The sequence below is a fragment of the Lysinibacillus sp. NPDC097868 genome (genome assembly GCF_044761135.1).
Taxonomy (GTDB): domain Bacteria; phylum Bacillota; class Bacilli; order Bacillales_A; family Planococcaceae; genus Lysinibacillus.
This window is the reverse complement of sequence record NZ_JBIWBS010000003.1, coordinates 176,915-199,162: the sequence shown is the minus strand read 5'-3', so window position 1 is coordinate 199,162 and position 22,248 is coordinate 176,915. Positions and strand designations below refer to the sequence as shown.

At 36.7% G+C, this 22,248-nt stretch carries 17 protein-coding genes; 15 read left to right on the top strand and 2 right to left on the bottom strand.

The genetic code is table 11. The annotated features are described in order from the left end of the window. The first annotated feature begins 102 nt into the window (after positions 1 to 102). The 3 genes from ACIQXJ_RS17775 to ACIQXJ_RS17765 all read left to right on the top strand — a co-directional run bounded on the left by ACIQXJ_RS17775 (position 103) and on the right by ACIQXJ_RS17765 (position 5,332). Positions 103 to 657 carry an NADPH-dependent FMN reductase gene (locus ACIQXJ_RS17775; RefSeq protein ID WP_337982217.1) on the top strand — a complete coding sequence of 185 codons (555 nt, stop codon included), beginning with the start codon at positions 103 to 105 and terminating at the stop codon, positions 655 to 657. 144 nt (positions 658 to 801) lie between these two features. Further along, on the top strand, positions 802 to 4,584 hold the full coding sequence (locus ACIQXJ_RS17770) for a DEAD/DEAH box helicase (protein WP_403056043.1): 3,783 nt from the start codon (positions 802 to 804) through the stop codon (positions 4,582 to 4,584). Position 4,585: 1 nt separating this feature from the next. Continuing rightward, the gene (locus tag ACIQXJ_RS17765) at positions 4,586 to 5,332 is read left to right on the top strand and encodes a hypothetical protein (protein WP_403056046.1); all 747 of its coding nucleotides are present in this window, start codon (positions 4,586 to 4,588) and stop codon (positions 5,330 to 5,332) included. Between the two features lie 925 nt (positions 5,333 to 6,257). Here ACIQXJ_RS17765 and ACIQXJ_RS17760 read toward each other — a convergent pair. Together ACIQXJ_RS17760 and ACIQXJ_RS17755 are read right to left on the bottom strand one after the other, a co-directional pair. Continuing rightward, complete coding sequence (locus ACIQXJ_RS17760) at positions 6,258 to 8,447, bottom strand: DNA topoisomerase III (protein WP_403056049.1); 2,190 nt, start codon at positions 8,445 to 8,447, stop codon at positions 6,258 to 6,260. A 436-nt stretch (positions 8,448 to 8,883) separates the two neighbouring features. Further along, positions 8,884 to 9,900: a LacI family DNA-binding transcriptional regulator gene (locus ACIQXJ_RS17755; RefSeq protein WP_401010985.1), complete on the bottom strand. Its 1,017-nt coding sequence runs from the start codon at positions 9,898 to 9,900 to the stop codon at positions 8,884 to 8,886. 600 nt (positions 9,901 to 10,500) lie between these two features. Here ACIQXJ_RS17755 and ACIQXJ_RS17750 point away from each other — a divergent pair. From ACIQXJ_RS17750 to ACIQXJ_RS17695, 12 genes are all read left to right on the top strand, one after another. After that, a complete protein-coding gene (locus tag ACIQXJ_RS17750; RefSeq protein WP_403056052.1) occupies positions 10,501 to 11,331 on the top strand; it encodes an amidohydrolase family protein in 831 nt (276 codons plus the stop codon). A gap of 16 nt (positions 11,332 to 11,347) precedes the next feature. Then, on the top strand, positions 11,348 to 11,677 hold the full coding sequence (locus ACIQXJ_RS17745; protein WP_403056055.1) for a UxaA family hydrolase: 330 nt from the start codon (positions 11,348 to 11,350) through the stop codon (positions 11,675 to 11,677). Continuing rightward, positions 11,674 to 12,834 (top strand): UxaA family hydrolase, encoded by a 1,161-nt coding sequence (locus tag ACIQXJ_RS17740; RefSeq protein WP_403056058.1) that lies wholly within the window; start codon positions 11,674 to 11,676, stop codon positions 12,832 to 12,834. Before ACIQXJ_RS17745 ends, ACIQXJ_RS17740 begins: the two co-directional genes overlap by 4 nt. 22 nt (positions 12,835 to 12,856) lie before the next feature. Beyond that, positions 12,857 to 13,672: an SDR family NAD(P)-dependent oxidoreductase gene (locus tag ACIQXJ_RS17735; protein ID WP_403056061.1), complete on the top strand. Its 816-nt coding sequence runs from the start codon at positions 12,857 to 12,859 to the stop codon at positions 13,670 to 13,672. Next, on the top strand, positions 13,669 to 14,442 hold the full coding sequence (locus ACIQXJ_RS17730) for an SDR family NAD(P)-dependent oxidoreductase (protein WP_403056064.1): 774 nt from the start codon (positions 13,669 to 13,671) through the stop codon (positions 14,440 to 14,442). The genes ACIQXJ_RS17735 and ACIQXJ_RS17730 overlap by 4 nt, the downstream gene beginning before the upstream one ends. Before the next feature lie 27 nt (positions 14,443 to 14,469). Further along, positions 14,470 to 15,363 (top strand): fumarylacetoacetate hydrolase family protein, encoded by an 894-nt coding sequence (locus tag ACIQXJ_RS17725; protein WP_403056067.1) that lies wholly within the window; start codon positions 14,470 to 14,472, stop codon positions 15,361 to 15,363. A 20-nt stretch (positions 15,364 to 15,383) separates the two neighbouring features. Then, a complete protein-coding gene (gene fucU / locus ACIQXJ_RS17720; RefSeq protein ID WP_403056070.1) occupies positions 15,384 to 15,812 on the top strand; it encodes an L-fucose mutarotase in 429 nt (142 codons plus the stop codon). A gap of 108 nt (positions 15,813 to 15,920) precedes the next feature. Then, positions 15,921 to 16,934 carry an asparaginase gene (locus ACIQXJ_RS17715; RefSeq protein ID WP_403056073.1) on the top strand — a complete coding sequence of 338 codons (1,014 nt, stop codon included), beginning with the start codon at positions 15,921 to 15,923 and terminating at the stop codon, positions 16,932 to 16,934. Between the two features lie 28 nt (positions 16,935 to 16,962). Then, positions 16,963 to 18,273: an ABC transporter substrate-binding protein gene (locus ACIQXJ_RS17710; protein WP_403056077.1), complete on the top strand. Its 1,311-nt coding sequence runs from the start codon at positions 16,963 to 16,965 to the stop codon at positions 18,271 to 18,273. A 177-nt stretch (positions 18,274 to 18,450) separates the two neighbouring features. Then, positions 18,451 to 19,338, top strand: coding sequence for a carbohydrate ABC transporter permease (locus tag ACIQXJ_RS17705; RefSeq protein ID WP_340821097.1), 888 nt, complete (start codon positions 18,451 to 18,453; stop codon positions 19,336 to 19,338). Further along, on the top strand, positions 19,335 to 20,150 hold the full coding sequence (locus ACIQXJ_RS17700; RefSeq protein ID WP_401010966.1) for a carbohydrate ABC transporter permease: 816 nt from the start codon (positions 19,335 to 19,337) through the stop codon (positions 20,148 to 20,150). The genes ACIQXJ_RS17705 and ACIQXJ_RS17700 overlap by 4 nt, the downstream gene beginning before the upstream one ends. Positions 20,151 to 20,185: 35 nt before the next feature. Next, positions 20,186 to 22,186 carry an alpha-amylase family protein gene (locus ACIQXJ_RS17695; protein WP_403056080.1) on the top strand — a complete coding sequence of 667 codons (2,001 nt, stop codon included), beginning with the start codon at positions 20,186 to 20,188 and terminating at the stop codon, positions 22,184 to 22,186. Positions 22,187 to 22,248: the final 62 nt, after the last annotated feature.

The window sequence follows — 22,248 nt, the reverse complement described above, 5'->3', positions numbered from 1 at the left end:
CTAAAGGCTGAATTTATTGTTTTGACTACTACAATTCTTCCCGAGCCACTATTCATTTGTTACAATATTATTGTAGAAGATGAATGTGGAGGCAAAATGAATATGAAAATTTTACTCGTTGATGGCACAATGTTTGGGCGTAAAACTGGTGCTATTTTAGAGCAAGTAGAGCGTTATATTAAAGATTTTGATGCTAGTTTCGACTTAGAAATTATGCATTTTAGTGAATATAAGCATCAAATTGTCGATGGTTCACCATTAAATGACGATATGAAAAAAATGATTCAAAAATTTGAAGAAGCGGATGCGTATATTATTGCAACGCCAATTTTTCAAGCTTCAATTCCAGGTGTATTGAAAAATGCTTTTGATTTCTTACATCCGAAAACAATGCGTTATAAGCCGGTATCTATCGTAGCGAATGGTGGCACATATCAGCACCATTTAGTAGTTGAAAACCAATTAAAGCCTATTTTAGACTACTTCCGTGCACTTGTAACACCAAACTATGTATACACGCATACATCTCATTTTGATGCAAATAATGTAATTGTAGACGAGGATGTTCATAATCGTTTACGTGAAATGGCACGTGTTTTCGTTCAGTACTGTGAAATGAGCAAAACATTACCGAAAGAAACAATAGACCAACATTAAAGATTTGTCCTAATGTCGGTTCCAATAAGTATTGATCCCTTGTACAGTGGAAGGAAATCACTGTGCAGGGGATTTTTCTTTGCAAGATTCCTTTTACGATATGATAAAATAATACTTTAGTGAATTCGGAAGGGAGGGCAGCTCATGCAGAACATCGCTTTACTAGAGAAACAACGCTGTAATTTAATTTTGACGAATAAGGCGAAGGAGGCGGTAGAGGAATGCTCAGCAAATGAGCATGCCTTTTTTGCGTTACAAAAAACAATTACCGTCTATATTGAAAAAAGAAAAGCCAAAACAATTGGTGAAACGTTTTTATCGATTTATTTTAATGCAGAGCACAATGACAAGTTAGATAGTGTACTTGCCGGAAAAACGGCAATTATGGATTGTGTACTAAAAGTGGAAGGGTTATTAGCAACAAATATTCGTTTTGTACATATGCGAGGTCCAATAAGTACGAATCGTCGCTTACCGGCTGCATTGCAATTTGTAACAAAGCCTAATAATGGTGCAGGTATCCCGCTTGACCTTCATACGAAAATAAGAGAGCTACCGATTGCTGAAGAACGCACCGAATATGTGAAAAAGCGTATTGCAAGTTGGGAAGGCTATTTAAAAATCCAAGAACGGGATGCAACAGTTGATGATATTCATACGGAATTTAAACAAAGCTACTTCAATGAAGATTTTTCACGTTTAACACTTGTATGTCCCTATGTAAAAGCGAAGGAATGGAAGCAACTCGAAGGTTTAAGTGTTAGCGTCCAAGGGGTACGTGGCGAAATCGGACAAGTATTAAAATCGAATGCTGGCAAACAAACAGTGGAAATTGATTTAAAGCCTTTTGCACAGGATCAGGCTCGTAAAGATCAGTTAAACTTGCGCTCAAAACAAGCAAGCTTTAGCAATTTTGCAACACTAAGCCAAATTCGACGCTTACGCAATGGCTTTACGAAGCTAGAAAAGGGCGAAGCAGTTAATGCTAGTCTAGAGACGATATTATTTGAAAAACGCCCAACTGTCCGCACTGCAAAGCTACGAGATGATATTGAGTTTCATAATAATTTAAATGAATATCAACGTAAAGCTGTAATCGGAGCCCTATCTGTTGAAGATTTGTATGTGATTCAAGGGCCACCGGGGACTGGGAAAACAACCGTTATTTCAGAAATTTGCCAGCAAAATGTTAAGGCAGGCTTGAAAACACTCGTGGCATCACAGTCAAATTTAGCTGTTGATAATGCATTAGGAAGACTTCTCTCCAATCAAGAAATTCGAATTTTACGGTATGGCCGAACAGAAAGTATTGAAGAAGAGGGGAAAAAATTCATTGAGGAAAATGTTGCCCTACATTGGCGCGAACAAACATTAGCTTCTGTTGAAGAAGAAATTATCGCTTTTGCTGAGCGTGAACAGGAATTGAAGGCAAGTATTTTAAAAGCAGTGGACGAGCGACAAAAGCTTGAGACATGGCTTGAGGAGCTAGGTAAGGAAATAGCTGCTAAGGAGCAGGCGGCAATAGACGAACCTATTTTGCAAAAAGAGATTCAATCGCTAAAAAAAGATTTGAAAACGGCAAGAGCAGAAAAAGAATCTAGTGAAGAGCAAAAAGAGCATGTTGAGAAACAGCTAGCACAACTAGAGTCCGCTATACAATCGCAAGAACAAATTTTATCTGAGTATGATTCGCTTGAACAGTTACAACAAACGATTCAAAATTGCACCCATAAAATTGAACAATGGCAAGCTGCTATTCAATATAAAGAATTACTTGTAGAAAAGCAGGAGCTGACATCGCAGTTTCAAGATATTCAACTAAAATATGAACAAGAAAATAAGCGATTGCTTTTAATGAAGGAAGGACAACAATATATTGGTACGTTAACGTCCTTTGATCGTATTCAACGCTTTTTAGAGCATTATCACATCCGTCCTACGCACATATTAGCTCAACAAATTGGACGATTAGAGCATTTAGAGGATGCGAAAGATTTAGAAGCATGGGCAACAATTAACTCTCGATTACAAAAAGCAATTGCAAAGCTTGAAGAATTGGTATCGCCTGAGGAGAAAGAGCGAGCGTTAGCTAAAAGTCGTCAGCAGCCGGTTCAATCGTTCTCATTACAAAATTTAACAGGTGTCTTTGCGCAGCTAAATGAGTCGTTTCAGGAAGGGCAAACGCCACCTATCGAACAGTTAGAGAGCTATTTACTAGGGCTTTATATGCGACGCGATTTTGTTTGGCAAAAGGGTATGGCGCTTCGACAACAACAGGATCATAAAGATCGTGAATTTGAGTCACTACGTAAAAATATTAGTAGTTTAATACATCAAGAATGTGCCATTACAAGCTTCGATGTACAAAGCTTGCAACGCCAATTACAGCCATATATTACACATACCGAGCGTCTACAGCAACTCGCTGATACATTCCAAGCTGATGCTATGCCAGAAGAATCAGTGGAGCAGCTGAAAATGCTAGTATCTGAAACACAATCCTCTTTAAAAACAGCCCGTCAACAGCTTCAGGCCGTTGAGCAAGCTAACACACAACTCGTGCCAAAGAGAGCAGCTCAGCAAACAGCACAGGCTAGCTTACATGAGGTTGAGGAACAGCTAGCGCAATTAGAAGAAAAGATTAAAGCTATAAATGTTGAGGGACTAAAAAAGGAAAAACAACTAACTGCGTTAACAACATTGCTACAATCTACGCCGGAGCGCACATATGAGGAAGTAAAAGAAACTATTCAAACGACAAATGAAAGCTTAGAAGAGCTACATCGTAAAGAACAACAGCTACCTTTACGTAAGAGATTACAAGAGCAATGGCGTGATAAGTTACAAAACGCAACAGAATATGATTTAGATGAAATTCGTAAATTATATGTGCGTCATGCCAATGTTATCGGAACAACATGCGTTGCTTCGGCAAGTAAGGAATTTATGGAAAACTATCCGACCTTTGATGTTGTCATAATCGACGAAGTATCCAAGGCGACACCTCCAGAGCTATTATTACCAATGCTAAAGGGCAAAAAAGTTATTTTAGTTGGTGACCATCATCAGCTACCACCACTTCTTGGTGATGATACGCTAGAGGAAACATTAAAGGGCATGTTAGAGGAAAATCCAAACTTCGATGGTGCACAAGAGCTAAAAAGCTTGCTGCGTGAATCGTTATTCGAACGGTTATTTAATAACTTACCGCCAACACATAAGCAAATGCTTGCATTGCAATACCGAATGCATGAAAAAATTATGCACAGTATTACACCTTTTTACGCCAAGGAAGAGAATGGACTGCAATGCGGTTTACCGGATTCTGATTTAGCGCGTGACCATGGCTTACAAGGGAAATTTGTCAATCGAGATGATCATTTACTATGGATTGATATGCCAACTGAAAAACCATTTTTAGAGGAACAAGTTAAAGGTGGCACGAGTCGTTATAATGAAGGGGAGCTACAAACAATCCGCCGAATTTTAACAGATTTAAATGCTGCTGTTTTAGAGGCGAAAAATGCAGGGCGCATACCACAGGACGTACAAAAAAGTGTAGGCGTTATTAGCTTCTATGGCGAGCAAGTGAAGAAAATTAATCGTCTACTTCAACAGGAATTACAGCTACCCCATTTACAGTTTAGAACGGGAACAGTCGATAAGTTTCAGGGGATGGAGATGGATGTCATATTAGTTAGTATGGTACGTAATACGCCAAAGGGAGGGGACATTGGCTTTGCGAGAGATTATCGCAGGTTAAATGTTGCACTTTCTCGTGCGTGTGAATTGTTAATGCTTGTTGGCAGTGCAGATATGTTTGCAAAACGTGCTAAGCATCAAGATACACGTGACATGTACAGCAATCTTTTAACGACGGTGAAATCCTACAATGGCTTGCGTAATCATGAAGGACAGGTGATGTAGGGTGTTGAAATTACAACAGCGTTTAATGCGAGAGTTACAACAAAATCGTCATGTGAAAATAGTGAAATCTACTGAATGGTGTATTCCAGTTCGCACAATTGAAGTGTCATATGAGCCAATTCGTCGCTCAACGATGGATGTCTTAATGAAAATGCTATTAATTAGTATGCAGGAAGCAAATTTTAAAAATGTGCAGGAATTAAGTGAGCTGTTACTAGTAGACCCACTTTTTATTGAGGATTTAGTGTCGTTAATGTCTCGCGTCCGCCTTATAGAGCAAACGGATGGCTTCTATAAATTAACCTCTAAAGGGCAGCAACAATTGGAGCATGGCATTTTCGAGGAAGAGCTAGAGGTAGAAACGGCAACGCTCTTATTTAGTCCATGTCACCAAGCCATTCTCCCTGTAGGAGAAGAGGCAATAGAGGAATTTGATGAGTTACCTGAGCCATATCGTTATGTCGATAAGGAGGCTGAGCAGCAAGAACATTTTAATGAGGAAATGATGCTAGCAGCTTTACAACAGGAAGAGGAAGAATCTAGCTCACAAAAAATAGTAGCAACAATTGTTACTTCAGATGCGAAACAGATTAATGATATCCCTTGTTTAGAATTCGTCCTTTTTAATAAGGAGCAAAATATTGTATATGTCCGAGTATGGAATACATTGCTAAACCAATGGGATGAAAAGCTGGAACAGCAGCTTACAGAAAAAGAGCAGCTACAATGGCGTGAACAATATTTATAAACGACAGAACGAGCGGTAAAGCAATGAGCTTACCGCTCGTTTTTTTGTGCTTAAAAAGTTAGTTATGGAGAGAATTCCGCGGAGCGATGGGCTGATTCCGCGGAGCGATGGGCTGATTCCGCGAAGCGATGGGCTGATTCCGCGAAGTGATGGGTTGATTCCGCGGAGCGATGGGCTGATTCCGCGAAGCGATGGGCTGATTCCGCGAAGCGATGGGCTGATTCCGCGAAGCGATAGGTTGATTCCGCGAAGTGATGGGCTGATTCCGCGAAATGAGCTAGTGATTCCGCGGAGCAATGAGGTAAACCAGCAATAGAAAAAAGAGTCCACTCTACGCCCATATGGTACAAGGGGACGTTGAGCAGATTCTTCTTTTTACTCTTTAACTCTAAATAGTATATAGATAGCCTTTATGGTAATAATTCCTCTTACATATTTACTCTGCCATAAGCTGCACTACATCTGTGATAGCAACAATCTAGGTATAATCCCACCAACTAAGATATTTTATGTGATGTGATTTCTCAGAATGTGCATTTAAAAAACCTCAATATAATTTACATAAATCGAATGCCCAATTATTAGTGATAAAACAACAATAATCGTAATAATAATCACATTTCGAGGTCTAAAGTCTTGAGCTTGCATTTTCTACTCCTCCTTCATAATTTAGTGAATATTATGACAATTCAATATATGTTAAGGGAATAAGAGTATGCAGTTTATAAGTACTTTTATGTAAATATTCTAGTGCAAAGACGTATCAGAGGTAATGTATTAGATAATAGTTTTACTAGCAAATTTATATTGTACTAGAAATGATAAAAACTTAAGCCGCACCCCTCGCTATGCAAGGTGCTATGGCTTAAGTTATTAAAAATATCTTGCTGGGGAGAATTCAGAATTGTGTGAGTGACTGGCACTCTTAATCAAGTTTTAATCCTTTTAAGGCTTCAGCCAATGCGTTGTTTACTGGTTCATCATTATTTTGTTGCTTTAAATATTTTTGAACTGAGCGTTTATCTACTTTACCGCCGCCTTCTTTTTTACGGCGCGCTTCAAATGCAGATAATTTTTCGCGATGACCACATTTACAGACAAAAATTTGTCCATCGCCTTCACCACGAAGCTCAAGTTTTTTCTTACATTGAGGGCAGCGAGCGTTTGTCACACGTGCTACATTTTTACGGTGACCACATTCACGGTCCTGACAAACAAGCATTTTGCCTTTTTTGCCGTTGACTTCAAGCATCGGTTTACCACAATCAGGGCAAGATTTAGTAGAAATATTATCGTGCTTATATTTTTTGTCGCTTGCCTTAATTTCAGAAACAATTTCCTTCGTGTAATTTTTCATTTCACTAATAAATACATCTTTTTTCAGTTTTCCGTTTGCAATTGCTTCTAGCTTTTGCTCCCATTCGGCTGTAAGGGTAGGGGATTTTAACTCTTCGGGAACTAAATCAAGCAGTTGTCTACCTTTTGAAGTGATGTAAATATCTTTAGCACCACGTTTTTCAATTAAAAATGAATTAAAGAGCTTTTCGATTATATCTGCGCGAGTTGCTACTGTGCCTAAACCGCCTGTAGATTTTAAAGTATCAGCTAATTTTTTATCGTTCGTTCCCATATATTTCGTCGGATTTTCCATCGCAGATAACAGCGTTGCCTCGTTAAAGCGGGCTGGTGGCTTCGTCTGGCCAGATGTTTGTGCAATCAGTTTAATCTGAAGTGTGTCACCCTTGTCAATGCGTGGAAGGATTTGTTCTTGCAAATCATCTGTTGAATCCTCATCGTCAAAGCGATTTTCATATACTTCCTTCCAGCCAGCTGACATAATTGTTTTGCCGCGTGCGACAAAGCTTTCATCAGCGATTTTTGCACGTAATGTAAGCTGCTCGTATTCAAAAGCAGGGAAAAGAACAGCTAAAAATCTTTTCACAACAAGGTCGTAAATTTTACGTTCCTTATCGGAGAATGCTGAGAAATTGACATAGCCTTCTGTCGGAATAATCGCATGGTGATCAGAAACTTTACTATCATCGACAAATGCCTTTGACGTTTTAATTGGTTTATTTAAAAGCTTATTTGCAAGTGAACGATATTCGCCAATACCACAAGCTTTTAAACGTTCTGGTATAGTTGCAACAATGTCTTGTGAAATATAGCGAGAGTCTGTGCGTGGATACGTTAATACTTTGTGCTGCTCATATAATTTTTGCATAATAGTCAGCGTTTCTTTTGCAGAATAGCCGAAAATTTTATTCGCATCACGTTGCAACTCTGTTAAATCATATAAACCTGGAGCAAAAGTTTTCTTTGGTTTTTTTTCAATGTCAGTAACAGTTGCATTGCTTCTTCCTAGCTTTTTAACAATAGCGTCAATTTTATCTTTATCAAAGCTACGGCTATTACCTTTTACATCTTGCCATGTCAGTTTTAAATGATCGTTAGTCTGTGCTTCAATACCATAGTAAGTTTGTGGTTTAAAATGTTTGATTTCATCTTCGCGCGCAGCAATAATTGCCACTGTTGGAGTTTGTACACGACCACAGTTAAGCTGTGCATTAAAACGCGTTGTTAAAGCTCGAGTAGCATTCAGTCCGATATACCAGTCTGCTTCAGAACGAGCAACAGCGGAAGCATACAAATTATCGTAGGCCTTGCCTGGTTTTAAGTTAGCAAACCCGTCTTTAATGGCTTTATCAGTTACAGAAGAAATCCATAAACGTTTAATCGGCTTATTTATCTTTACTTTATCAATAATCCAACGTGCTACGAGTTCACCTTCGCGACCAGCATCAGTTGCTACAATGATTTCTCCTACATCACCGCGCGTTAGCTGGCTTTTTACCGCATTAAATTGTTTACCTGTTTGTTTAATTACTGTCAGTTTTAAGCGTTCAGGTAACATTGGTAAATCCTCTAAATTCCACGTTTTGTATTTCACGTCATAGCTTTCTGGGTCTGCTAATGTTACAAGATGACCTAATGCCCATGTAACGATGTATTTATCCCCTTCAAGATAACCGTTTCCTTTTTTATTGCAGTTCAATACACGCGCAATATCGCGAGCTACTGATGGTTTTTCAGCTATTACTACACTTTTAGCCATAAATAACATCCTTTCGTAAATCCTTGTTTTTACTATATCATAGAGCATTCTTATTATGTTAAAGAAGAAATCAGCGGTGTATAACAAGGGGAATTGGAGTTTATCGTAATTTAAATTGTTTGAGTGCCTGGCACTTATTGTTGCTGGGGTTATGTACTTTAATAATCAGAAACATGAGGTTTTCAACGAAAGCAAATTTTACTTACAGGTTCATCTAATACGTATGAAGAAGTAGGGGAATATACAAAGTGAGATGGGTTCCCATTTCAATAAAAAGTTAAAATCACAACGAGTGAATCGAATCAACATTATTATTTTGAGTGTAGTGTCAGGCACTGGAACAATTGTGATTTTTCCAAAAAAAGACTGAAGTAAACTCAAGTTTTTTGAGTTTACTTCAGTCTGATTTTTTTAAAAATCGACTTTATTAATGATCTTAAACAATAGAAGTACTAGAGGATTTTCTTACAATCAGCTTTGGTTGAAGATTAATTTTGCGATATTCACTTGGTCCGTTTCCTTCAACTCTTTCAATAACTAATTGCGTCCCCATATATCCAAAGTCATATGCGGGCTGTGAAGCTACTGTGAAGAAAGGATCCAAATATGAATAAGGCTCTAAGTCGTCAAAGCATACAACAGCAATATCTTCTGGCACTCGGATATTTTTGTTGCGCAGTGTTGTAATCGCGTTGATCGCTATAAAGTTATTAGCTGCGAAGATGGCAGTAGGTCGTTCTTCCTCAGGTAATAGCAGTAATCCATTGATAGTATCCCATTCTTCTTCTTGTTTATAATGCGTTTGGATAACCAAGTTTTTATTAAAAGACAGATCATTTACTTTCAATGTGTCTACATAAGTTTGATATCGCTCTTTGGATGTGGAAATATCTAAAGGTGCATGAATGATAGCAATCTTCTTATGTCCTCGATCAATTAAATGCTGAACTAACTCTCTTGTTCCCTCATGATTATTCCCCAATACCATATCGCAAGGAAGATCATCTATCATCCTATCAATTAATGTAAAGGGAACTTTGTTTTTCACAAGCTTTTTTAAGTTTTTTTTAGATTGATTCCCAGTTGGTGCAATAATAACGCCGTCTACCATTTTAGAAATAAGAGCATCTATATAGCCACTTTCTTTTTCTGGATCCTCGTCAGTATTACACAACATAAGCTGGTAGCCTAGTTGATTAGCCTTATCTGCTGCACCTCTTGCAACCTTTGTGAAGAAAGGGTTTGTAATATCAGGAATAACTAATGAAAGGAGCTTAGTTTTTTTAATATTTAAACTTCTGGCAGCGGAGTTGGGGATATAGTTTAATTCTTGAATAACAGCCTCTACTTTTTTTCTTGTTTTCTCGCTAATATTGCCTTTATTGTTAATAACTCTTGAAACAGTCATAGGAGAAACATTAGCTTTTTTTGCAATATCATATATTGTTGTCACCTATCGTACCTACCTTACATTGTTAATTTTTTTGTATTATTCCTACTGCTGGCGCAACGATTCTACGCAAAAAACATCTCAAATGAAGATACATTTTATTTCAAAATAAAGTCATCGTGATTATCATGTTGTTGGTTTATTTTTACATAAATAATTCAAATATAATTGTACTTCTTCTAACTCTACACTTTCCAATTATTGAATCCAAGAGGGAAAGCGCTTCAAGTAAGCCAAAAATAAAATAATACAATTAGTTTTCCGTTTAAAGCTCCCCGACGTTCATCCACCATTTTTCTCAAGTCATTATAGCATGTGGTTTAAAAATCTACATCACCATCCAATTTTCTAACCTGCTCAAAATTAAAAGTTTTTAACATTTGAGCTTAGTAAATGTAACATTCAAATACGTCAATACATCTAATGAATAGCGTTCATTGTCGCTATTCTACTCCAATAAGTATGAAATATTCTTAGCAATACCATCTATTTACCTCGGTTTTGAATTTTGATTATTTTCAGAAATTAGTATTGACATGTAATTTTTTGTTTGTTATTTTTACGTTACCGGTAACATAAAAGTTAACAAAGGTGGTGTTGAATATGATAATCGATTCGCATCAACATTTTTGGAAGTTATCAAGAAATGATTATAAATGGTTAACCAAAGATTTACCAGAGCTTTATCGGGATTTTATGCCTAATGATTTATATCCAATTTTAAACGAACATCAAATTACTAAAACAATAGTAGTCCAAGCTGCCCCAACAATCAATGAAACTTTATTTTTATTAGATTTATTTGAAGAGCATGAATGGATTGCAGGTGTAGTCGGCTGGTTAGATTTAACCGAAGTAAACTTTAAACAACATTTAGAGGAGTTGCTACGACATCCTGGTTTTGTAGGTGTGCGACCTATGTTACAAGATTTGGATGAAGATGATTGGGTTTTGAGAAAAGATGTATTAAAGAACATTGAACTGCTTGTACAGTATGATGTTCCGCTAGATCTTTTAATAAAGCCAAGGCATTTTCCTTACATACTAGAATTATTGCAAACATTCCCTCAATTGAGAGTAGTAGTGAACCACATAGCTAAGCCAAATATTGCAAAGCAACAAATAGATGGTTGGAAAGAAGCTATGGGTGAAATTGCGATGTACCCGAATGCGATGTGTAAACTTTCAGGATTAGTGACAGAGGCAACTCATAAAAACTGGGCAATTGAAGAATTTCACCCTTTTATCAACCATGTGGTAAACGTTTTTGGAACGAATCGAGTGATGTTTGGTAGTGATTGGCCTGTATGTAATTTATCAGGTACATACAACGATGTACTAACGATACTTATGGAAAACTTACCTACAAACTTACTTGGAAAAGATTTAGAAATGATATTTGGAGAAAATGCAAAGCGTTTTTATAAATTATAAGAGGGAGGGCGAAGGAATGGCAGAAATGGCGTATCAACAAGGGATAACTTGCATTGTAATGGATGAAAAAGATAATGTAACAACCCTTTTAACGGATGTAAAAAAAGGTGAAAGTGTAATTTACACAAAAGGTAATCAAACATATGAATTAACTTTGCAACAAGATGTTAACTTTGGGCATAAAGTTGCGATTGCTCCTATCAATAAGGCAGAGGAAATTGTGAAGTACGGTGAAGTAATCGGAGCAGCAACAATTGCTATTCAGATAGGAGAGCATGTTCATGTTCATAATATCGAGGGCATACGAGGACGCGGAGATAAGAGTGCGGGAGGTGTGAAACGATGACAGTTATTAAGGGCTATCGAAGAGACAATGGAAAATTTGGTATTCGAAATCATCTTTTAATTTTACCAACAGTTGTATGTGCAAATCAGGTTACTTCAAGAATTCAACAACAAGTTCCGGGGTCAGTAGCTATACCTCACCAACATGGATGTAGCCAAGTAGGTGCTGACAAAGAGAGAACACATAAAGTATTAGTTGGAATGGGAAAAAATCCCAATGTAGGTGCGGTATTAATTGTTAGCCTTGGTTGTGAAGTAATCAATGCACAAGAGATAAAGCAAGAAATTGAAGAGACTGGTAAGCCAGTTGTTTGGATTGACATTCAAAATGAGGGTGGCTCTGTTAAAACGATTCAAAAAGGTGTGGAAGTAGCACAGGATCTTCTGAAAAAAATAAAAGATATTCCTTTAATAGATATTCCACTTTCAGAGCTCATTGTTGGTGTGAAATGTGGTGGTTCTGACGCTACGTCAGGATTATGTAGTAACCCAGCACTCGGTAGAGCAGCCGATACTATTTTGAATGCAGGTGGCACAATTGTAATGGGCGAGACTACAGAAATTATTGGTGCTGAGCATCTTGTTGCTGCAAAGGCAATCAATCAAGATGTACAACAAAAATTATATAAATGTGTTGAACAATTTGAACTTGAAGTAGAACGTATGGGTGTCGATATGCGTGGAGGAAATCCAAGCCCAGGCAATATCGCAGGGGGTTTATCGACAATTGAGGAAAAATCTTTAGGTTGCATCAGTAAAGCTGGGACTGCAATGCTTCAAGGAGTTGTAGACTTTGCTGAAGAAATTCCAAACACAGGCTATTATTTCATGGATTCACCAGGGAATGATATTGAATGTGTAACAGGCATGGCAGCAGCGGGTGTTCATGTTGTTTGCTTTACAACTGGAAGAGGGACACCGACAGGAAATCCAATTATACCTGTCATTAAAATAACAGGGAACGAAATTACTGGAAGACGAATGGCAGACAATATCGATGTAGATGTCAGCCCTGTTTTACAAGGGAAAGAATCGTTGGACGAATCGGGTAAACGTATTTTTGAATCGATCGTAAATGTAGCAAAAGGTCAGGAAACGAAAGCCGAGATTTTAGGCCATCAAGAATTTAGTATTAGCAGAATTGGTATTAGTCTATAAAAGTTATGTTAGGAGAATAAATATGAAAAAACTTGAAAACCGTGTTGCTCTAGTAACAGGAGCAAGTAGGGGGATAGGGGCTGCTATCGCAGAAAGATTAGCAGAAGAAGGAGCCCATGTTGCCATTAACTATACATCTCAACGTTCACTAGAAAAAGCAGAAATGTTAAAGGAACAAATAGAGAATCGTTTTAATGTCAGAGCGATGGTTGTAAAAGCAAATGTAGGTATTAAACAAGAAGTCGATCACATGATTGATGAAGTTGAGAAAACGCTTGGCAATGTAGATATATTAGTGAATAACGCTGGTATAGCGCCATTCGAGTCATTTATGAAGTTAACAGAAGAAACTTGGGATACGACCTATCAAACAAATGTAAAATCAATTTTCTTAACTTCACAACGGGTAGCAAAAAAAATGATTGAAAAACGTTACGGTAAAATCATTAATATTACATCTACGGCAAGCCTGCTTGTTACAAGTCCGGTTATCCCACATTATATTTCCTCAAAAGCGGCGGCTAGTCATTTGACTAAAGCTTTAGCGATTGAATTAGGCAAATATAATATTAATATCAATGCTGTTGGTCCAAGTACAGTAGCTACAGATATGTGCCAAGAATATCTCGAAGATCCAAGTATTTTGGAAAAAGAAATACAAGCCAATCCCATGAAAAGACTAGGGACTGAAAAGCAAATTGCTGATGCTGTCGTATTTTTAGCTTCTGAGGAAGCGATGCAAATAAACGGACATTTACTAATGGTAGATGGGGGGCTTACTGTGAAAGCCGCACAGCCAGAAGACCATTTAGAACAAGAAAGGGAATTGTTGTTATGAGATTACAAGGTAAAGTAGCACTCATTACCGGGGGTGGTAGTGGGATTGGTCGTTCTACAGCCCTTCTATTTGCAGCAGAAGGAGCCCACGTTATCATCAACGATGTTCACAAGGAAAATGGTGAAGATACAGTAAAAGATATTCAACATAACGGAGGAAGCGCAACATTTTATCATGCAGATGTGACTATTCCTGAAGCTGTAAAAGAGATGGTTGAACATATTACAAAGCAATTCGAAAAAATTGATATCCTTTTTAATAATGTAGGCATTAGTAATGTTGGACGGATAGATGAGGTAGAGCCAGACGTATGGGATAAAGTGATGAGCGTAAATGTAAAGGGAGTCTATTTACCAACAAAATATATTGTCCCTCACATGATGGAGCAGAAGAGCGGATGCATTATTAATATGTCTTCATGTGCTGCGGAAATAGGCTTAAAGCAACGCGCATTATATTCGGCAACAAAAGGAGCCATTTTATCGTTAACAAAGGCGATGCAGGTAGATTATGCACCTTACAATATTCGAGTAAATGCTTTATTACCAGGAACGATTTTTACACCATTTGTAGAAAATTATTTAAAGAATGCATATGACAATCCACAAGCTGCCATCGCAAGTATTAAAACAAGACAGCTAAGTGGCGAATTAGGAAAACCTGAAGATGTTGCGAAAGCTGCCTTATTTTTAGCATCTGATGAGTCCAGTTTTATGATGGGTTCTCCGCTTTACATAGATGGTGGCGTTGTCTTTGGGAAAAATGCTTAATATTACGAAATGACATGAGGAATGACTATGAAACTATTAACATTTGAAAAGCAGGGCAACTATAAATTAGGCGTTCAAACGACGCAAGGCATTATAGATATAGACGCATCGATTGACAAAAATTCAGATCTTAATAACTTACCAGATGTAGTATCTTTATTTTCTTGTAATAAAGAAGAGATAGCAAAGCTTCAAAATTTTATTCAAGCAATAGAAGTAGAAGAAAGTGCAGTTTTTGTAGATGACAGTCAAATCAGCTGGGGACCATGTGTTACAAAACCACATAAAATTATTTGCGTAGGTTTAAATTACCGTAAACATGCAGATGAAACGAATGCGCCTTATCCAGAAGTGCCTATTTTATTTAATAAATTTGATAATACATTAACTGGACATCAAAGTGATATTCAAATTCCAAATGTAACAAAGCAACTTGATTATGAGGTAGAGCTTGGAATTGTTATTGGTGAAAAAATAAAAAATGTAAAAGAAGAAAATGCATTAGATTATGTTTTTGGTTATTGCACTGTAAATGATCTATCGGCGCGCGATTTGCAAATGAAAACACAACAATGGTTGTTAGGAAAAACGTGCGATAAGTTCAGTCCTGTTGGTCCTTACTTAGTGACGGCAGATGAAATAGAGAACCCTAATAATCTAGCATTAAAAACATATGTAAATGGAGAAATAAGACAAAACTCGAACACCGCAGATATGATTTTCAATTGTGCTGAAATTATTAGTTATATTTCCCGACATATGACATTAGAGCCTGGAGATATTATTTTAACAGGTACACCTGAAGGCGTAGTATTCGGATATCCTGCAGAACAGCAAATGTATATTCAACCCGGGGATGAAGTAACTGTAGAAATCGAGAAATTAGGTTCTCTTACAAATTACTTTGTAGCAGAAGATTAAAGAAATGAGTGTGAATAACTATGCTAAAAGGGATTCCCCCAATTATTTCACCAGACTTAATGAAGGTATTAATGGAGATGGGTCATGGAGATGAAATTGTGTTGGCGGACGGAAATTTTCCTGCTGCCAGCCATGCCCAACAGCTAATCCGTTGTGACGGACATACAATTCCAGAATTACTAGAAGCGATATTGGCGTTCTTTCCTATCGATACGTATGTGGAACATCCTATTCAATTAATGGCTGTTGTCCCAGGAGATCCAGTGGAACCAACGATTTGGAAAGAGTATGAGGAAATCGTTCACCGTCAATCCGAATATCCAATTCCATTTGAATTTATGGAGCGCTTTGAATTTTACGAGCGCACAAAAAAGGCTTTTGCCGTAGTAGCAACAAGCGAAAAAGCTCAGTACGCTAACATCATTTTAAAAAAAGGTGTCATCAAATAATCGGTGTATTTCGAGGATGAACATTAACTGAATGTTCACCGTAAACTCGATATGAATACAAGCGTATCGGGAATTTGGTCATTCTAATGTATCGGGGGAAAGCGAATTATGAATTCTGAAGTGTTAATAGAAGAAACAAGAGCGAACTTACTGGAAAATGTTCATTCTGGTGTCGTTTGTGGTGTTAATGACAGCAAGGAGGCAATATATCAAGTTGGTAATATCCAACATAATACATATTTCCGTTCTGCTGCAAAACCAATTCAAGCACTACCTGCATTTTTATCTAAAATTGATTTAAAGTATGGCTTAACAGATAGAGAAGCAGCGTTATTTACTGCTTCGCATCGTGGAGAAACGTATCATATTGAAGCGCTAGAAACGATGAAAGAGAAATTAGCCATTGATGAGAATGAATTATTTTGTCCTTTTTCGTACCCTTTAAATGCGGAACCAAAAGAGGCAATGTTAAGAAAAAATATAGAGAAAAGACGACTTTTTCATAACTGCTCAGGAAAACATATGGGCTTTATTGCAACTTGTCGTGAAATGGGTTTTCCAACGGAGGGTTATTGGAATATAGATCATCCCCTACAACAGCTTATTTTGAAAACGCTATCTTATTTATCAGAAACACCACTATCTGAAATTCATGTTGGAGTAGACGGCTGTGGTGTGCCTGTGTTCGCTATACCATTACACAATATGGCTATTACAAGTTTGAAATTAGCTTGTCCAGATTTAATTGAAGATTTGGAACTTAGAGAAGCAGTAGAGCGAATGACAACAATTATGAACAATGAATTCAATATGGTAGCGTCTGAAAACTTTATTTGCTCTGTATTATTGCAAGATCAAAATATTGTAGCAAAGGGTGGAGCAAAAGGCGTATATTGCTTCGGCTTGAAAAAAGAACGTTTAGGTTTCGCTTTGAAAGTTTTAGACGGTTCAGAAGACGTTTGGCCAAATGTAATTGCTTCGATTTTAGAGCAAATAGATTATGAAAATAAAAAAACAATTGCTAATATTCGCTCCCTTAGACCAAGCATCATTAAAAGTGATGGGGGCATCGAAGTAGGATCAATCCATGAGGTATTTGCATTAACACCAAATACAAAATAAAAAATTTGTTACAAAGGGGATGAAATTTATGAAGAAAAAGATGCTAGTCGTATTGATGGTTTTATTAGCTACTATACTTACAGCGTGTGGTGGTTCGAGTGATGCAAGTGATAATGCAGATGGTAAGGTAAAAATCAGATTGCTAACAAGAATGGCAGGGACAAGCACTCAGGCACAAATCTACAAAGATATTATTAAAGAATTCGAGGCAAAGCATTCCGATGTAGTTGTTGTTGATGAATCTCAAGGTGATGAATCAGCATTTAACAATAAGCTGAAAACAGATCTTGCATCTGGCACTTTACCTAACATTTTTAGAGTTCAAGGTGTTGCAAATTTAAATGAATATATTGAAAGTGGCTTACTTATGGATATGGACCCAATTTTAAAGGATGATTCTGAATGGGGACAAAATTTCACGGAAGGTGCATTAAAGTATTATCAAGTGCCAGGTCATGAGGGGACTTATGGAATTCCAATGGAGTCTGGTTTAATTGGTGTTTATTATAATGAAGAACTACTTAAAAAAGCTGGTATTAATGAATTCCCTGAAACATGGAGTGAACTAACAGCAGCTGTTAAAAAGCTAAAAGGCATCGATGTAACACCTATTGCACTTGGTGCAAAGGCAACGTATATGGCAGGACATTTACACAACCAAATTTTTTATAAATGGATGGGTACAGAAGCAGCAAAGAAACTAGGTACTAGAGAATTAAAATGGACAGATCCAGATGTTGTGAAAACACTTGAATATGTTGAAGACTTAAATAAGTTAGATGCATTTGGTAAAAGTGCTGCTGGAATAAGCGATGAAATTGCTGTGGCAGATTTCCTTGAAGGTAAGGCAGCGATGATTATTACTGGTCCATGGAACATCGGTAAATTTACGAATCCAAGTGAGACAGAATACGCTGATGCTATTAAACTTGCTAAATTCCCATACTTCGATGAAAAACCAGAGTTTAAAGATGAAGATATGCAAATCATTAGTCCATATATGGTGAATGGCAAACTTGAAGGAAAAGAAAAGGAATATACGGTTGAACTTCTAAAAATGCTTACTTCTGCTGAAGCAGCTAAACGATTTGCAGAGGAAGCACAGTTCTTAATTCCAAGATCAGATATAGCAATTGATAACTCGAAAGTATCTGATTTGTTCTTACACAATATTGAATTAGGTGCTACGTCAACAGGAATTGCAGTAGATGTATTCGATTTTGATCCACTACCATCTATGCAAGATAGAACAAGAAATTCTATCGTAAGTATTTTAATTGGTGGTAAGCCTAAAGATGCTGCAAAAGAAATTCAAGATGAAATTGATAAATCTAAATAAGTAGTTTTTCAATAACGAATATTTAAGTGGAGCGGAAGGCATCGACTCCAGCGGGGAAAGCAAGCATCGAGTGAAGCGGCTCGGTGCTTACCCGCGGAATGCGTCCGTATGTTGCATATGCGAATTAGATTGAAATTGATTAAGATTACAAAAAAATTAAGAAATGGAGGGGAATAGATGAATGTAAAAACAAATAGAGATAAGTCAAAAATTTTTCTATTTACTTTACCGGCCTTAGTAATCTATATTCTATTCCTTATTATACCTATGATAGGCGCCCTTTATTTTTCCGTTGTCAATTGGAATGGCATTAAAGGAGCACCATTAAATTTTGTAGGTTTAGAAAACTATCTAAATGTGTTTAAAGATAAAGACTTTCTTATTTCTTTGAAAAATATGTTTGGCATGGTGTTTTTTAGCGTTTTATTCCATACACCAATTGCTTTATTATTAGCAGTTGCCATTAATACGAAATTTAGAGGACATCGATTCTTTAAAGTAATCTATTTTGTACCTACTATTTTTCCACTAACAGCTATTGGTCTACTTTGGTACTTTATCTTTATGCCGAATGGCTCCTTAAATAGCTTATTAGAATTTATTGGTCTAGCAGATTTAGCTAAAGGCTGGTTAATCGACTCATCTACGGCTATGGGTGCAATTATCTTTGTAAACATTTGGGCAGGTGTTGGATACTACATGGTAATCCTATTAGCGGGGTTAACAACGATACCTGAAGAAGTATATGAGGCAGCAGAGATGGATGGGGCTTCATCCGTACAAAAGTTTTTCCATATAACTGTACCTATGCTAAAGCCAATTATTACTCTATGTATTTTAATGGATATTATTGGGACGGTGAAAGTATTTGATTTAATTTTTGTTATGACTGAGGGAGGGCCGAATGGTCTAACCAATCTGCCGACTACTTTAATGTATTATGAAGCTTTCAGATACAACAATTATGGCGTTGGTAGTGCATTAGGGGTCATCATTTTTGTTATTGCGCTCGTATTGACTATCGGTAGTGAAGCAATCATGAATAGGAAGGAGAAGAACCAATGAAAAAGAAAATAATATTATATGTTTTTGTAATAGCAATGGCTTTATTGTTTATTGAACCGATGTTATTTACATTAGTTTCTTCTCTTAAAGGAAATAAAGAAATATTTAGTTCACCCTTTAGCTTGCCTGAAGTTTTTAGATTTGAGAACTATGTAATTGCTTGGCAAGAAGCGAATATGAGTAGATATTTTTTAAATAGTATACTTATTTCAATGGCAACAGTTATTATCCTTGCGATTGTCTCTTCTATGGCGTCATTTACATTATCGAGATTTAACTTTAAAGTGAATAAATTTTTAGCCCTGTTTTTCCTATTAGGTATGATGATACCTATGCATACAGTTCTTGTGCCGGTTTCTTATATTATTGGAGCACTAGAATTGAAAAATAACTTAGTAGCATTAGTTCTACTGTATGTGGCATTTTCTTTGTCATTTAGCATTTTAGTTTTGACACGCTTTATGAAAGGAATTAATGCCTCTTTAGAAGAAGCGGCACTTATGGATGGCGCAAGTTATTTCCAAATATATTTCAAAGTTATATTGCCGATGTCTGTTCCAGCAATATCGACGGTTTCTATTTTTAATTTTTTAGGCGCATGGAATAACATTCTGTTCCCACTTTTATTTATTAATGATGACCGCTTAAAACCAATCGCATTGGGTCTATTAAACTTTAGTGGTGAAAGAGGATCAGAATACGGGCCATTAATGGCTGCAATCGTCATCACGATATTAGTTCCTTTAGTCGTTTATCTTCTATTCCAAGAGAAAATTGAAAGCGGTCTTGCGGCAGGTTCAGTCAAAGAATAGCAATGAAACAGAAGTAGTGAATATTATTGGGGGTTATGAATTTGAGCGAATTACGTTATAGACAGGTACATTTAGATTTTCATACGAGTGAAGATATCCCTGGTGTTGGAAAGGACTTCGTTGCAGAGGAGTTTGTTGAGACATTAAAAGAAGCGAATGTAAACTCGATTACTTGTTTTGCTAGATGTCATCACGGCTGGTTATATTACCCTTCACAGCATCGTCCAGATTTGATCCATCCGCATCTTGAAAATAAAAACCTTTTATTAGAGCAAATAGAGGTTTGCCATAAAAATAATATTAAAGTTCCGATTTATACAACTGTTCAATGGGATGGTTATATTAGTAAACATCATCCTGAGTGGTTATCGATTGATGAAAACGGAGAATTCATTAACAGTCAGGGGGTTCCTGAGCCACATTTCTACTATACAATTTGTCTAAATAGCGGCTATAGGCAATATTTTAAAGACCATTTACAAGATATTATCGATACAGTGAAAAGCGAAAATATTGATGGCTTCTTTTTAGATATTTTATTTAAAGTTGATTGTAATTGTACAAATTGTTTTGAACAAATGGAACGTAAAGGATTAAACACAGCAAATAGAGTAGATAGAATCTATTATTCTACGCTGATGCTTGAGGAATTTAAAGAAGAGATTAGCGATTTTATTAGAACTAGAGTGCCGCATGCAGGTATTTTCTATAATAGCTCGCATATTGGTCCAGGGAATAAAAGTAGCTTAGACAATTATACACATTTAGAGCTAGAGTCTTTACCAAGTGGTGGATGGGGCTATGATCATTTCCCTGCAACAATGAGATATTCTCGTATTTTGGGTAAGGACATCATCGGTATGACGGGTAAGTTCCATACGTATTGGGGTGATTTCCACTCATTGAAAAATAAAGCAGCTTTAGAATTTGAATGCTTCAATATGCTTGCTTTAGGTGCAGGCTGTTCAATTGGAGATCAACTTCATCCAAATGGCAAATTATCGAAGGCTGCTTATGAATTAATTGGCAGTGTTTATGGAAAAGTGAAAGAAGTAGAAAAGTACTGTATGAATACAAAACCGGTTACAGAGATCGGGGTATTAACGCCTGAAGAATTTTATACACCAGGAGATCATAATTTAGGTATCCATCCAGCATTAATCGGTGCAGTTAGAATGCTACAAGAGTTATCTTATCAATTTAATATTATCGACAGTCAAATTGATTTTAATGACTATAAGCTAATTGTTTTACCTGATGTGATTGACTATTCTCCTGAATTACAGCAAAAGCTACAAGCTTATGCTAACAATGGCGGGAAAATTATTGGTACGTTTGAATCCCTAATTAATAAAAATAGTAACGAAGAAGATTTATATGGAAATGTGTACGTTGGTGAATCAAAGTATGACCGAGATTTCGTTTTACCGAATGATATAATTGGGAAAAAGTTGCATAAAGAAGAGTATGTCATGTATTTAAAAGGTTTAGAAATGAAACCTGTACGGTCAGAGGTACTGATGCAGACAGTAAAACCATATTTTAATAGAGAAGGCACTACGTTTTGTTCCCATCAACATGCCCCATCATCACATACATTTGGACATGCTGCAGTGACAAAACGTCAAAATATCATTTACTTCTCACATCCTATTTTCAAACTATATCGAAAAAATGGTCTAGCTTGGTGTAAATGGATGATGAAAGATGCGATTGATCATCTTCTCGAAAGTAAGCTTATTGCTCATAATGGTCCATCGACATTGCTGACATCATTAAATGAAGATAAAGAAACCGGGGCAAAGATTTTGCATGCACTGCATTATATAACTGAGAAACGCTCAGAGGATATTTATACGATTGAAGATATTATCCCACTTTATAACACAGAAATTAGAATGTTTGTTGGTGATACAAAGGTGACATCTGTAAAAAAACTACCTGAATTAACAGAGGTAAGTTACAGTGCCGAAGGACAGTATATACACTTTACTATCGAAAAAATCGAAGGACATTTAATGCTACATATCGATTAATGTTATCAAAGGACTATAAAAAGAGGGAAATAATCTAAGAACATTAAACTTAGATATTTTCC